General features: G+C 56.5%; 11 protein-coding genes. 8 read left to right on the top strand and 3 right to left on the bottom strand.

Annotated elements, in window-relative coordinates; translation table 11 throughout:
• The first annotated feature begins 23 nt into the window (after positions 1-23).
• From WJU22_RS20575 to WJU22_RS20610, 8 genes are all read left to right on the top strand, one after another.
• Entirely contained in the window at positions 24-1,310 is a 1,287-nt protein-coding gene (locus WJU22_RS20575; RefSeq protein WP_341840051.1) for a Gfo/Idh/MocA family oxidoreductase, read from the top strand.
• A gap of 5 nt (positions 1,311-1,315) precedes the next feature.
• The gene (locus WJU22_RS20580) at positions 1,316-2,056 is read left to right on the top strand and encodes a DUF1080 domain-containing protein (protein ID WP_341840052.1); all 741 of its coding nucleotides are present in this window, start codon (positions 1,316-1,318) and stop codon (positions 2,054-2,056) included.
• Positions 2,057-2,140: 84 nt separating this feature from the next.
• Positions 2,141-2,716, top strand: a complete 576-nt coding sequence (locus tag WJU22_RS20585) for a sigma-70 family RNA polymerase sigma factor (RefSeq protein ID WP_341840053.1) — start codon at positions 2,141-2,143, stop codon at positions 2,714-2,716.
• Between the two features lie 72 nt (positions 2,717-2,788).
• Positions 2,789-3,940, top strand: coding sequence for a FecR family protein (locus WJU22_RS20590; RefSeq protein ID WP_341840054.1), 1,152 nt, complete (start codon positions 2,789-2,791; stop codon positions 3,938-3,940).
• A gap of 344 nt (positions 3,941-4,284) precedes the next feature.
• Positions 4,285-7,476, top strand: a complete 3,192-nt coding sequence (locus WJU22_RS20595) for a SusC/RagA family TonB-linked outer membrane protein (protein WP_341840055.1) — start codon at positions 4,285-4,287, stop codon at positions 7,474-7,476.
• Between the two features lie 11 nt (positions 7,477-7,487).
• Complete coding sequence (locus WJU22_RS20600; protein WP_341840056.1) at positions 7,488-9,014, top strand: RagB/SusD family nutrient uptake outer membrane protein; 1,527 nt, start codon at positions 7,488-7,490, stop codon at positions 9,012-9,014.
• A gap of 3 nt (positions 9,015-9,017) precedes the next feature.
• The gene (locus tag WJU22_RS20605) at positions 9,018-9,548 is read left to right on the top strand and encodes a discoidin domain-containing protein (protein WP_341840057.1); all 531 of its coding nucleotides are present in this window, start codon (positions 9,018-9,020) and stop codon (positions 9,546-9,548) included.
• 230 nt (positions 9,549-9,778) lie between these two features.
• Entirely contained in the window at positions 9,779-12,151 is a 2,373-nt protein-coding gene (locus WJU22_RS20610) for an ABC transporter permease (protein WP_341840058.1), read from the top strand.
• Between the two features lie 90 nt (positions 12,152-12,241).
• Here the strand turns inward: WJU22_RS20610 and WJU22_RS20615 are convergent, their stop codons facing one another.
• From WJU22_RS20615 to WJU22_RS20625, 3 genes are all read right to left on the bottom strand, one after another.
• Complete coding sequence (locus tag WJU22_RS20615) at positions 12,242-12,742, bottom strand: hypothetical protein (RefSeq protein WP_341840059.1); 501 nt, start codon at positions 12,740-12,742, stop codon at positions 12,242-12,244.
• Positions 12,743-13,224: 482 nt separating this feature from the next.
• Complete coding sequence (locus tag WJU22_RS20620) at positions 13,225-13,887, bottom strand: pirin family protein (protein ID WP_341840060.1); 663 nt, start codon at positions 13,885-13,887, stop codon at positions 13,225-13,227.
• Positions 13,871-14,098, bottom strand: a complete 228-nt coding sequence (locus WJU22_RS20625) for a hypothetical protein (RefSeq protein ID WP_341840061.1) — start codon at positions 14,096-14,098, stop codon at positions 13,871-13,873. Before WJU22_RS20625 ends, WJU22_RS20620 begins: the two co-directional genes overlap by 17 nt.
• Positions 14,099-14,131 lie beyond the last annotated feature (33 nt).

Genomic DNA, 14,131 nt, shown 5'->3' on the forward strand with positions numbered 1-14,131 from the left:
TTTCCACGTCAAAACATGAAAACATGCACAGAAGGAACTTTTTGTTCAACACTTCCGCATTCCTGGCCGGATCGGCCCTGCTGCCCTCATCCCTCCGCGCCCTGGCTCCCAGCGACCGCGTCAATATCGCAGTGATCGGTGTGAACGGGATGGGCTGGAGCAACCTGAACGCCCTGTTGAAGCACCCTGAAACCAATTGCGTTGCGCTCTGCGACGTAGACGAAACCGTCCTGAACAAGCGCGCCGGCGAATTGCAGCAAAAAACCGGCAAAAAGCCCGCGCTCTATGGCGATTACCGCAAACTGCTGGAAAACAAGGACATAGACGCAGTGGTGATCGGCACGCCCGACCATTGGCATTGCCTGCAGATGGTAGACGCAGTGAGCGCCGGCAAAGACGTGTACGTCGAAAAGCCCATCGGCAACTCCATCGCCGAGATCCGCGCCATGGTGAACGCCCAGGAGCGGACGGGGCGCGTGGTACAGGTAGGGCAATGGCAGCGCAGTATGAACCATTTCAACGACGCCATTGCTTACGTACATTCCGGGAAACTCGGTAAGGTAAGACTGGTAAAGGTTTGGGCGTATATGGGATGGATGAAGCCCGTGCCCGTGGCGGCCAACGCTATGCCACCGGCCGGTGTGGACTATAAAACCTGGCTGGGCCCCGCCCAGATGCGCGAGTTCAACGCCAACCGCTTCCATTTCAACTTCCGCTGGTTCTGGGATTACGCGGGCGGCCTTATGACCGACTGGGGCGTGCACCTCATCGATTACGCGCTGTACGGCATGAAAGCGTCCAATCCCAAAAGCGTGGTGGCCGCAGGCGGAAAATTCGCTTACCCCGACGATGCCGCCGAAACGCCCGACACCCTCACGGCCCTCTATGAGTTCGACGACTTCAACATGCAATGGGAACACGCTACCGGCATCAACGGCGGCCCCTACGGCAGAGACCACGGCATCGCCTTCATCGGCAACAACGGCACGCTGGTACTGGACCGCGGGGGATGGGAAGTGATCGCGGAGAAAGACAAGATGGAACCCATCAGCCGGATCAAAGCCAACGACAACGGGTTGGACAAGCACACCAAAAACTGGCTGGAAGTGATCAAATCCCGCAAGCTGACCGATCTGCACTGCGACATCCGCACCGGCGCCAACGTGGCCACCAACGCGCAGATGGGCAACATCGCGTTCCGCACCGGGGAACGGATTTATTATCGTCCGTACGAAGGTAAATTCGACAACAAAAAAGCCAACGCCTTCATCACGCCCGAATATCATAACAATTACAAACTTCCCAAATAACCGACATGCAACGGATCACGAAACTCTTCCTCTGCGCAGCCTTCGCCGCGCCCGCATTATCCGCGTCTGCGCAAGACGCCAAGCCGCAAGACACTGAAGTTTGGGAGCCCGTGCCCCCGAAAGTAACGCCCGGAACGGCCACCACGGCCCCTTCTGACGCAATCGTGCTGTTCGACGGCAAGAACCTCGACAGCTGGGTGTCTGACAAAGACGGCAGCGCAGCGCCCTGGACCATCAAAGACGGCGCCCTCACCGTAGCGCCCGGCAAAGGCGGCATCAAGACCAAGGCTTCCTTCGGCGATTTCCAGCTGCATATCGAATGGCGCGCACCTTCCGTCGTGAAAGGCGAAGGCCAGGGCCGCGGCAACAGCGGCATTTTCCTGCAGGAACAATACGAATTGCAGGTGCTCGACAACTACAATAACAAGACGTATTCCAACGGCCAGGCCGGCAGCCTCTACAAACAGGCCATTCCCCTCGCCAACGCCTGTCTGCCTCCGGGCCAGTGGCAAACGTACGACGTGATCTATACCGCGCCCCGCTTCAATGCGGATGGCACCGTAGCATCTCCCGCCCGCGTGACCGTTATCCACAATGGCGTGCTGGTGCAGAACAACTACGCATTGCTCGGCAAAACGCTTTATATCGGCAAGCCGTTCTACGAAAAACACGGCGATCTGCCCATCGCATTACAAGACCATGGCGATCTGGTGAGCTACCGCAACATCTGGCTGCGCAAACTCTAATCTGCCTGTCAAATTTTCGAAGGCCCGATGCACTCCGCATCGGGCTTTTTCTTTATGTTTACGGCCACACACAAACTTCACCTGTTGCCAAACAACGTTGTTGATATCAGTGCCACGTTACTGGAAGTGTCCCGGGGCGATGAAAACGCCTTCCGCGACCTCTTCCGCCAATATGCCGACCATCTCTACGCCTACATCTGGCAGCTGACGAAGTCGCGCGAGCTGGCGGAAGAAGTGGTGCAGGATATTTTCCTTCAGATTTGGATCAGCCGCGAGGCGCTGGCCGGTGTCCGCAATTTCCGGAACTATCTATTCGTGATCGCCCGCAACCATGCCCTGAACGCCATCAAAAAAATGATGCGGGAAAGGAAAAGGGCGATGGAATGGGAACTGGCACGGGGTGAAGCAGATACGCCCGTTTCCCCGGAGCCCGATCTCGACATCGTGGAAGAAGCCATCCGCCAGTTGCCCTCCCAGCAACAGAAAGCCTGGCTCCTCAGCCGGCGGCAGGGTAAGAAGTACCACGAGATCGCCCGGGAAATGCAGCTCTCCCGCGAAACGGTCAAAAAGTACATCCAGTACGCCACGCAATCGATCGTCAGGTACGTGACCAGCCGCATCACTACCCTGCTCACCATCTGCATTCTCCATTCCCTCTGAAAAAAATTTCCGGATTTTTTTACCGGGCATAGCCCCTTTTTCTTTTCACCGTTGTCCCTATATACAACCACTATGCAAACGAATCCGTCACAACTGCCCGAATTACTGGAACGCTGGATGAGCGGCCAGGCCAGCGAGGCCGAAAAGGAAGCTTTCTTCGAACTGCTCGACCGGCAGGGCGCAGACGCGCTGGCTCCCCATCTCCGCGACGCCTGGGAACAGCTCAGGCCCGGCCCGGTGATGACGGACGTAACTAAAGACGCGATCACAGACCGCATCCTTCAACGCCCGCAGTCGGCCCCTGTTCGACGCCTCGGCTGGTGGTACGCTGCCGCCGCCGTGCTGGCACTCGCCATCGCCATTCCCTTCGGATATAAATACTGGAAAGGGAAACAGCCTGCCGATGTAGCGGCGAGCGGCGCCCACGACGTGGCCCCCGGAAAGGAAGGCGCCATCCTCACCCTGGCGGGCGGCCGGCAGATCATCCTCGACTCCCTCGGCAACGGCCTCGTGGCCAGCCAGCAGGGCACCCGCATTACGCTGCAAAACGGAAGTCTTGCCTACGATGCCGCCGACGCCAGCGAGATCACCTTCAATACCATGACCACGCCCCGCGGCCGCAAGTTCCAGCTCGTGCTGCCCGACGGCACGAAGGTCTGGCTAAACGCCGCATCTTCCCTCCGCTTCCCCACCGCTTTCTCCGGCGCCGAACGCCGTGTGGAAATGACCGGCGAAGCGTATTTCGAAGTGGCCAAAGACGCGAAGCACCCTTTCTTCGTGAGTATCGGCGACGGAACGGACGTGCAGGCGCTGGGCACCGCGTTCAATATTCATGCGTATGAAGACGAGCCCCACATCCAGGCCACATTGCTGGAAGGCTCGGTGCGCGTGCGCAACGCCACCGGCTCGCGGGTGCTCGTTCCCGGCCAGCAGGCGCGCATCGCACAGGGGGGCGCCATGACGGTGCTGCAACCCGACCTGGAACAAGTGACCGCCTGGAAATCAGGGTTCTTCATCTTCCAGGGCGCACCGCTCCGCGACGTCATGCGGCAACTGGCCAGGTGGTACGATATTGACGTGATTTATGAAGGCAACGTGCCCGACCAGATTTTTGAAGGAGAACTGCCACAGTCGCTCCAGTTATCACAGGTAACCAGGATATTAACCAAAGTCAACATAAAATTCAGGATCGAAGAAGGCAAACGCCTGATCGTATTGCCGTAACAGTGAAATTGTAACAGCTAACTAAAGACAGAAACATATTGCCATGTTAATGCGCTCAAAAAAGCACCGTCGACGACGGTGAGGGGAAGTATTGTCTGCCAGCAATGAAAAAGGGAAGTGTTCGTACCACTTCCCCGGATAAGTTCAGGCAGATCGATAAAACGGCCCGTTGGAACAAGCTACTTATTTACTCCACCTTAAACCTTTACAAAAGTATGAATTTTTGGACTTTTTGTAAGTATGTCTTCCGTTGTCCGCAATGGAAGGCAGGCCAAAATCTATGTAAGGCGGGGCCCGGTTCCGGGAGGTACCGGAGCAGCCGCTTCACCACAATCGTGAATACGATGAAATTAACCGCCGCCTGTCTTTTTGCGGTCTGCATGCACGTCAGCGCAAAAAGCCTATCGCAAACGATCACGTTTTCCGGGAAAGACGTTCCTCTCGCCAGGGTGTTCGCCGCCGTGAAGAAGCAAACGGGATTCGTTTTCTTTTACAACAAAAGTATCGTCCGCGATGGGGCTACCATCAGCATCAACGCCAGTAACCAGCCGTTGGAAAACTTCCTGAAAGAAGCTTTGCGCGGCCAGTTCCTCGAATATTCCATCGAAGACAAGGTGATCGTGATCTCGCGCAAGCCGGTGGAATCGTTGCCGGACATGCCGCCGCCCATTAATATCACCGGCCGCATCTCCGACGACCGGGGGCTGCCGCTGCCGGGGGTTTCCATCAAGGTGAAAGGTACCGGGCGCGGCGCTACCACGAACTCCGACGGGGTTTTCAGCATTTCCAACATCCCGGAAGATGCGTTCCTCATCATTTCCTACATCGGGTTCGAAACGCGCGAAGTGGCCGTACAGGGCCGCACGGCGCTCGATCTGCAACTGATACCCGCCAGTAAGGATATCGAAGGCGTGACGGTGGTGGGATATTCCTCCAAGAACGTCAAATACCTGTCCAGCGCCGTGAGCACCGTTTCCCGCGAGAAGCTCCGCGACGTGACGAGCAACAGCCTTTCCAACCTCCTCCAGGGCAAGGCGCCCGGCGTAGTGGTGAGCTCCGGTTCCGGCGATCCGGCATCCGGCAACAGCGTTACCATCCGCGGACAGGGCACCCTGGCCGGCAACCCCTCCCCGCTCATGGTGGTAGACGGCAACATCGGCGGATCGTTCAACCCCTCCGACGTGGAATCCGTCACCATCCTCAAAGACGCCGCCGCTACGGGGCTTTACGGTTCCCGCGCCGCCAACGGCGTTATCATCGTTACCACCCGCCAGGGCCGCGCCGGAAAAACCCGCATCGAAGTGAACGCCGTCACCGGTTTCAACAAAGCCGATTTCGGGAAGTTCAAACTGATGAACAGCCGCGAGCTGTACGACTACCAGAAAACCTTCACCACCCGGTCAGACACCGTCCTCAATACGGATACCGACTGGCTGGACATCGCCTTCCGCACCGCCATGACGCAGAGCTACACCGTTTCCGCATCGGGCGGTAGCGAAAAGACGCAGTTCTATACCGCGGGAACGTATTACAAGGAAGACGGCACGCTGCTTACCAACAGCAAATCCGCCTATAACTTCCGCGCCAACATTACCCATAAACTGAGCAGCAAGGTGAAGCTGGCCGTACTTATCAACGGCAGTTACGAAAAAGCCAACAACCACCACAGCAGCACGTTGTACGGCGCATATACCAACCTGCCGTGGGACAAGCCCTACAATCCCGACGGCACCCCGCGCTTCGGCAGCGGCACCGGCTGGCTGGGGCGCGAGCAGCACAACTTTTTGTATTCGCTGCAGTATAACCAGTCGTTCAACCGCGCCATGACCTTCAACGGCGACCTGAACCTGGATTACGCCATCAACCGGCATTTCACGTTCAGCACGTATAACCGCGCCAATATTTACAACTACAAATCCACCGAGTACTGGGACCAGCGTTCCAAAGAGGGTACCGCCGACAAGGGGTACCTGGCGCACAACATCAACTACAGCAACACGCTGCTCAGCTCCAACCGCCTCCGGTACGAAAACAGCTGGAGCGATCATAACCTCACCGTGCTCGGCGTGGCCGAAGCCGAGAAATTCTATGGCGACAACAACGGCATCGTTGGCCGCGGGCTACCTGCGGGGATGACGGCCATGAGCACGGCTACCGAAGCCAAATCCACGCCCACCGGCGGCCGCGACGAATACAGCTTCCAGAAATGGCTGGTGCAGGGCGATTACAATTTCGATAACCGGTATTTCTTCCTCGCGTCTTTCGTGCGGGATATCAGTTCCAAATTCGGCAACAACAACCCGGGCGGGAGCTTCTACCAGATCGGCGCCTCCTGGATTCTGAGCAACGAGAATTTCCTCGCCGGCAACCGCACCATCTCTTTCCTGAAGCTGCGCGCGAGCCATGGCACCGTGGGCAATCCGCCCATCCAGAACTATCAGGCGCTGGGTTTGTACCAATATGACCAATCGGCCTCCTATGCCGGGCAGAGCGGCTCCTTCCCTTTCCAGAAAGCCAATCCCAACCTCACCTGGGAAAAGATCCGGGTGAACAACCTGGGCGTGGAGGTATCGTTCTTCAAAAGGATCGAGCTGAACGTGGATTTGTATGACAAACAGGCGAAATCCCTCCTCATGCTGCGCCCGCTGCCGCTCACGACCGGTTATACCAGCGTGATGGAAAACATCGGATCGATGCGCAACCGCGGGATGGAAATCACCCTGAACACGAAGAACCTCGTCAATGAGTTCAAATGGGAAACTTCGCTCAACTTCGCACTGAACCGCAATAAAGTGACGAAGCTGAACGGGAACGACAAGTTCGCCAGTCCCGGCACCAACCAGCCCGTGGGCCTCAACGAAGATGTGGACAAATGGTACATGCGCATCTGGGCCGGCGTAGACCCCGCCACCGGGGATCCGCTCTGGGAGCGCGTAGTGACCGACGCCGACGGCAAAACCTACCTCACCTACACCAACAGCTACAATGCCGCCACGCTGCAATATACCGGCACATCCTCTGCGCCGAAATTCACCGGCGGGATGCTGAACACGTTCAGCTTCAAAGGCGTGTACATGAGCGCGTTCTTCAATTTCGTGTACGGGAACGAGGTGTTCAACAGCTCGCGCCAGTTCTTCGATTCGGACGGTATTTACGACAGCTATAACCAGATGGTACTGGCCGAAGGCTGGAGCCGGTGGAGCAAGCCCGGAGACGTGGCCACCCATCCCAAACCCTTGCTGGGCGGCAACAAAGCGTCTAACGAGCCATCGTCGCGATTCCTGGAAGACGGCAGCTACGTTCGCCTGCGCAACGTGCAGATCGGGTACGACTTTCCCGCGGCGATGCTGCAAAGGATCAAGATCGGCAGTATCCGCGTGTTCCTCAGCGGCGACAATCTCTGGACCGGCACCAAATTCTCCGGCATGGACCCCGAGGTTTCTTTCGTGAACGCGAACGGCTTTACCAAAGGCGTTTCCGGCACGAAGTACCCGATCAGCAAGAAAATATTACTGGGCGTAAACATCGGTTTCTAAAAATGAGAACAATGACATCAACATACCGCTTTCTCCTGCTGGGCGTGCTGGCCCTGAGCCTCGGCACCGCCTGCAAGAAGACCTTCGAGCCGTCGACCGCCAAGAACGAGGACGATGCGCTCAAAAATGAGGCGGACGTGAAATCCGCCACCATCGGCACCTACGCAGTGCTCAAAAACGCCGACTATGTGCGCTCCTTCCACTTTTTATCGGAATACCAGGGAGATAACATTGCGCAGGCCCAAACGTCTTCCGATGCGCTGTCTAACGCATACAGATATACGCATCTGGTGGATATGAGCCATGTGAACAACGTCTGGCGCCAATCGTACGGCGTGGTGAACGCCGCCAACAAGGTGATCGCCTTTACGCCGGACGGGGCTTCGGCCGGCATGAAGCAGCTGAAGGGCGAAAACCTGTACCTCCGCGCCATGATCTACTTCAACCTCGTCCGCATTTTCGGGCGGCCGTATACCCAGGGCAACGGTACCAACGAAGCCGTGCCCCTCATATTGGAATCTACCACCACCGAGCTGCCGGCACGCAATTCCGTGAAGGAAATCTACGATCAGGTGGTAGCCGACCTGCTCAAAGCCATCGACCTGATGACTGAAAGGAAAAGCAATAATTTCGCGTCGAAGGAAGTGGCACAGGCACTCCTGGCCCGCGTGTACCTTTATATGGGCAACAACGCCAAAGCCATCGAATTCGCCAATCTCGTCATCAATTCCGGCCGCTACAACCTGCTGACGGGCGATGCGTACAAGAATTATTTCCGCAGCGTGCCCGAAGACAACCGCGAGACCATTTTCTGCATCCGCCACACCAAGGCCGAAAACCGCGACTTCAGCGCCATCGGTTCCATGTACTTCAGCGAAGGCGGCCAGGGGCAAACCGGCTGGGGCGAGATTTACGCTTCCACCCAATACATGGCCCTGCTCGATCAGCAGCCTGCCGACCTCCGTCATGCCTTCATTTCGCCGTACACCAACGCAGGTGACGTGCTGGGCTGGCCGTACGCCGTGCCCGTGGCGGATATCCGGATGAACACGCGCCTCAATCCCAACACGCCCATGTATTACATCAATAAGTACAATTACCAGGAAGGCCTGGTGAACCTCAGTTCGCCCGTGTACATGCGCCTGGCGGAGATGTACCTCATCCGCGCGGAAGCGAACGCCAAACAGGGAGGCGCAGGGCTCCAGCTGGCGGTAGACGACCTGAACATGCTGCGCCAGCGCGCAGGGCTTTCCGGCACGGGCCTGCATACCCTCGCCAGTCTGGCCGCAGCCGGCAAATCCGTACTGGACGCAGTGTTGGAGGAAAGACAACTGGAGCTCGCGTTCGAAGGGCACCGGGCGTACGATCTGTTCCGGAACAATCGTCCGCTGGAAAGGAACTACCCCGGCACGCATTCCCTCAACAACACGCCCAGCACCAACATCCAGCAAACCATCCTGCCCTCCGACAACCGGGTGATCTATTTTATCCCCAACCGCGAGCGCCTGGTGAACCCGAACCTCACCCAAAATCCGTAAAGCATGAAACCATCAATTCTCTATCTATATCTCATGGCATGTATCGCGGCGGCAGGATGCGGCAAGGCCGATGCCGTTTTCTTTCAGGACAAATCCACCGTGATGAAAGCCGACCGCACCGGCTGGAGCGCCACCGCCTCCAGCGAGGAAACCACTTGCGAAACCGCCACGGCCAACCTTGTGCTCGACGGCAAAACCGCCACTTACTGGAGCTCGCAGGGTTGCCCGACCGTGTTGCCCTATCCACATTCCATCACCGTAGACATGAAAAACGCCATTCATCTCGTGACGATCGACATCATTGCCCGGCAGAACGATGCCAACGGGATGACGCGCTTCAAGCTGGAAGGCAGTACCGACGGCGCTTCGTGGACGGTGCTGAAAGACAATCTCGCATTCGTCCCCACCACGCGTACCGCCCAAAGCTATCCCGTGCCCTCTTCCGGCACGTTCCGGTACCTGCGGCTCACGGCCCTGGCGGGGCCCATCCAGAAAACCTTCCTGTCCGAAATAGAAGTATACACAACTAAATGATCATCATACCTGCCAACGGTAGATGCTACTCTGAACCCCCGAAGCCCGTGACGCGCAAGCGCACGGGCTTTCGCATTCCCGCACACTCCACTGTCCGGAAACGGACATATATACACACGCTGGAAATGCTAACAAGCAATTACACAGCCGGTTAATTTACTGGCATAACAGTTGTGCCCCGTTTCCCGGGTGGTGCCGTTGTTCATCTCCCCCAACCAAAACCCGTCGGCATGTTGTACAATTACTTCAAGATGGCCTGGCGTTCCCTGCTGAACGACCGCCAGTTCGCGATCATCAATCTGCTGGGCCTTTCCATCAGCCTGGCCTGCGCATTACTGATCTGGCTATGGACGGTAGACGAGCTGGCCGTAGACCATTTCCATACGGCCGACAAACGGTTGTACCAGGTGATGCAAAACATCCGGCACGGGAACGGGATCGAAACAACGCCCAATACACCCGGGCCGCTGGCGGCCGCACTGAAAGCGGAATTTCCCGAAGTGGAAGAAGCCGCCACCGTGATGACGCCTTCCTGGTTTTCGGCGAGGGCCGGCATTGCCAACGGGGATCTTCGCATGAAGGCGAACGCACAATTTGCCAGCGCAGGCTTTTTCAGGATGTTCAGTTATCCCGTTTTGAGCGGCGACACGGCAAGGCTTTTCAGCGATACCCGCACCATCGCCATATCCGACGAGCTGGCGGCGCGCCTTTTTCCCGGCGTGGACCCGGTTGGCCGGTCGGCCGACTTCCAGCTGGATGAATTCAGTGGCAATTATGTTGTAGCGGCCGTGTTCGCGCAAACGCAGGCTGCCAATTCCCAACCTTTCGATATCCTCCTCGGCTTCGAAAGCTTCCTTGAAAAACGCGCCGGGCTGCGCGAATGGGGAAACAGCGATCCGGCTACCTACGTGTTGCTCCGTAAAGACGCGGACGTTGCCGCATTTAAAAATAAACTGGAACACTTTTTCCAGGACCGGAAGCAGAATGAAGGCAGTACATTATTTGCGCGGCCTTTCGCGGACAGGTACCTGTATGGGCAGTACGAGAACGGCGTACGGCAGGGCGGGCGCATCGCATATGTAAGATTGTTTACGCTGATCGCGGTTTTCATCCTCTTCGTAGCCTGTATCAACTTCATGAACCTCTCCACCGCCAGGGCCGCCCGGCGTATGAAAGAAACCGGTATCCGCAAAGCGGCCGGCGCTACCCGTGGCCACCTGGTGTTGCAACACCTCGGCGAATCGATGCTCATGAGCGGCTGCGCCGGGATGCTGGCGCTATTGTTCATCTGGCTGCTGCTACCTGCCTTCAACCAGTTCAGCGGCAAAAGCCTTGCTTTGCAGCCCGAACTACCGCTCGTGCTGACCATGCTGGCCATCATTTTGGTTACCGGCCTGCTGGCAGGCAGCTACCCCGCCTGGTACATTTCCCGTTTCCGGCCCGTAGCGGCGTTGAAAGGAAGCTTCAAAGCGGGCAACGGCGAAGCCTGGGTTAGAAAAGGACTGGTCGTTTTTCAGTTTGCATTGTCGGTAGCGGCGATCTGCGCCGTGCTCGTTATTTACCGGCAGGTAAGCTACATCCAGCATAAACATCTCGGCTACGACCGCAGCCACATCATACATTTTGAAATCCCCCTGGAAATGGAGCCCGCTAAACTCGCGGCGGCAGAAAGCTTCGTGGGCGCGCTGCGGCAGTTGCCCGGCGTAACGGACGCGTCCAGCTACGGGCATAACCTGCTCGGAAAGCACGGCGAAGTAGGCGACATGCAATGGCCCGGCAAACCTTCCGGCAAGGGCGTTAATCTTGCGAATCTCGAAGTCGGTTTTCGCTTCCTGCAAACTACCGGCATCCAACTGAAAGCTGGACGGTACTTTTCGGAAAGCGCCGGAGCGCAGCAGGAAATCATCTTCAACGAAACGGCTATCCGGCAAATGGGCCTGCAAGACCCTATCGGCAAAACGGTCCGGCTTTGGGACCAGGACCGCCGGATCGTGGGCATCGCGGCCGATTTCAACTTCGAATCCCTGTACAACAACGTGGGGCCGTGTTTCTTCCAGACTTACCCCGTGATGCCGAACATCATCGTGAAGCTCGGCAACGGCGATCCATCCAACGCATTGGCCAACATCCGCCAAACTTTCGATCAATTCTTCAAAGGGCATGTGTTCGAGTTCATCTATATGGACGATGAATACCAGGCGATGTATGCCGCCGAGCACCAGGTAGCCGTGCTATCGCGCTACTTCACGGCGCTGGCGGTCCTCATTTCGTGCCTGGGCCTGTTTGGCCTGGCGGCGTTTACGGCGCAGAAAAGACGGAAAGAGATCGGTATCCGGAAAGTGCTGGGCGCAACGGTAGGCGGCGTAGTGCTGCTGCTTTGGAGAGATTTTCTCAAACTGTTGCTGCTCGCGGCGTTGATCGCTTTCCCGCTCGTGTGGTACGTGATGCGCGGGTGGCTGGACGACTTTGCCTACCGGGTGTGCTTCGGGGCGGATGTGTTCCTCATTGCCGGTGGCACAATGGCGGCGATCACACTGCTGACCATCAGCTATCAATCCATCAAAGCGGCATTGGCCAACCCGGTGCAGTCGCTAAAGCAATAGATATCCAGTATCAACCACGGCCTTAAAAAGAAAAGGCTCCTCCGGATGAACCGGCGGAGCTTTTCGTATTGGTCAAAAAAGAGGAAATACTTATTTACCGCCGCAATTGGCGTACTCGATCGGCAATTCGTAATACTCGCTCGCATCCGGGCAACCGCTCACCGTCACCGTAGCGATGATGCTGTAAAAACCCACCGGTAACGTGGCCGGCAGCGCATAGGAATTCGTGTCTGAGAAATTGTAAATATTCCCCTGCGACACGATGTTGCCGAATCCGTCCCAAACCTCGTAATGCAGCGTGATGGCGCCTACGGAAAATGGCTGGTTCAGCCAGGCGCGGAACGTATTCACATAATCGTCGAAATCATAAGGATGGTTGCAGAGCGTGGAACCGCCGCCCAGGCCGTTGGAACTGGATTCCATGTAAGAAATAACGAAATCGTTGCAGGGATCGGCGGCGTTCTTCAGATGTTTTTCGAATTTCCTTTCCGCATTCACGACGTCGAGGATGTTGTTGCTTTGGGCTTTAAGGAGGGCGGGCAGGAACAACAGGGACATGGAAGCCATCGCCAGTTTCAGGATTGTTTTCATGGAGCTTTTATTGAGGGTTTTTAAAAATGAATATGGTTTTCCAGGTTACAAACCGATCTTTCCGGTCAACGAACAACAATTTACGGCTACCCTGGCTCAAGGCTGCGCCTGCGGCGTTAAGAAATTGAAAAGTTTAAGGAAACGTAAGCCTCCCCACTGATATCAATACAATTTAATCAATTTTCAATACAATTTATACTATTTAAAAAGATATTGTAAGAAATTAAAATCAAATGGAACCCATGTAATTAGTACAAGATTCCTTGCAGAAAGCCAGGACTGGTGAATCCGAAAAAACGAACATCCGGCCCCAAGGAGGAGCCGGATGCAGGATATGGTCCGCGCAGAAGCGTTAATTGGATTCGGTACGGTCGTACGAGAACTGGATGGGTAAACTTGCCATTGCATTCCGATTTAAGTGATGTAATTAATGATGAATATTTTCTGGAAAAGCGGGCGCCCGAACGGCGCCCGCCGGAATATCAATCTTCGAGGTAACCGAATTTACCGGTGTTGAAATCGCGGATCGCTTCTTCGATCTCTTTTTCGGTGTTCATCACGAACGGCCCGTAAGACACGATGGGCTCGCGCAGCGGCTCACCGCTCAAAAGCAGTACGGTAGCGTCTTCCGAAGCCGATACCTGCACTTCTTCCCCATCGTTGGCGAACAGCACGAAATGGTCTTGCGCCACGGGCGTATCGCCATTTACCTGTACGGATCCCTTGATCACGAGGAGGCCGGTGGTATAACCTGCGGGGAAGCTGAAAGCCGCATCGCCACCGGGTTGCAGGTACACGTTGTACAAATGCACCGGCGAAAAAGTGGTGGCGCTGCCTTTGGTACCCTTATATTCCCCGGCGATCACTTCCACATACCCTTTCCCGTCGGGCAATGCCGATTTCGCCATGTTTTCGTGTTTCAGGGCCTGGTATTTGGGCGGGCTCATTTTATCTTTCGCGGGAAGGTTCACCCACAGCTGCACCATCTGAAAATCCCCACCCTTGCGGCTCCATTCCTTTTCGTGGAATTCTTTGTGCAACACGCCGGAAGCGGCCGTCATCCATTGCACGTCGCCCTCGCCGATCACACCACCGCCGCCACTGCTGTCTGCATGCTCCACGCGGCCTTTATAGGCGATGGTCACGGTTTCGAAGCCGCGGTGCGGGTGAACGCCCACGCCTTTCGGCCTCGTTGCCTGCCGGCACGTTCCAGGTAGAGTTGTAGTCGAGCATGATGAAGGGGTCTGTCCGCTGCTGGGTCAACCCGCTCGGAATAAAATTGTGTACGCGGAAGCCGTCGCCCACGAAATGGGGCGCCCGGGGCGCGATGACTTTTTCGATATTTTTCTTTGCCATAGTTTTTGATTTTCTACAGCAAAACTACGACGG

Origin of the sequence: Chitinophaga caseinilytica (assembly GCF_038396765.1) — a bacterium.
GTDB lineage: Bacteria > Bacteroidota > Bacteroidia > Chitinophagales > Chitinophagaceae > Chitinophaga > Chitinophaga caseinilytica.

Bases quoted from the DNA above. Each gene is read 5' to 3' on its own strand.
- WJU22_RS20575 (WP_341840051.1), top strand. From the start codon at position 24: ATGCACAGAAGGAACTTTTTGTTCAACACTTCCGCATTCCTGGCCGGA.
- WJU22_RS20580 (WP_341840052.1), top strand. From the start codon at position 1,316: ATGCAACGGATCACGAAACTCTTCCTCTGCGCAGCCTTCGCCGCGCCC.
- WJU22_RS20590 (WP_341840054.1), top strand. From the start codon at position 2,789: ATGCAAACGAATCCGTCACAACTGCCCGAATTACTGGAACGCTGGATG.
- WJU22_RS20595 (WP_341840055.1), top strand. From the start codon at position 4,285: ATGAAATTAACCGCCGCCTGTCTTTTTGCGGTCTGCATGCACGTCAGC.
- WJU22_RS20600 (WP_341840056.1), top strand. From the start codon at position 7,488: ATGACATCAACATACCGCTTTCTCCTGCTGGGCGTGCTGGCCCTGAGC.
- WJU22_RS20605 (WP_341840057.1), top strand. From the start codon at position 9,018: ATGAAACCATCAATTCTCTATCTATATCTCATGGCATGTATCGCGGCG.
- WJU22_RS20610 (WP_341840058.1), top strand. From the start codon at position 9,779: ATGTTGTACAATTACTTCAAGATGGCCTGGCGTTCCCTGCTGAACGAC.
- WJU22_RS20615 (WP_341840059.1), bottom strand. From the start codon at position 12,742: ATGAAAACAATCCTGAAACTGGCGATGGCTTCCATGTCCCTGTTGTTC.
- WJU22_RS20625 (WP_341840061.1), bottom strand. From the start codon at position 14,098: ATGGCAAAGAAAAATATCGAAAAAGTCATCGCGCCCCGGGCGCCCCAT.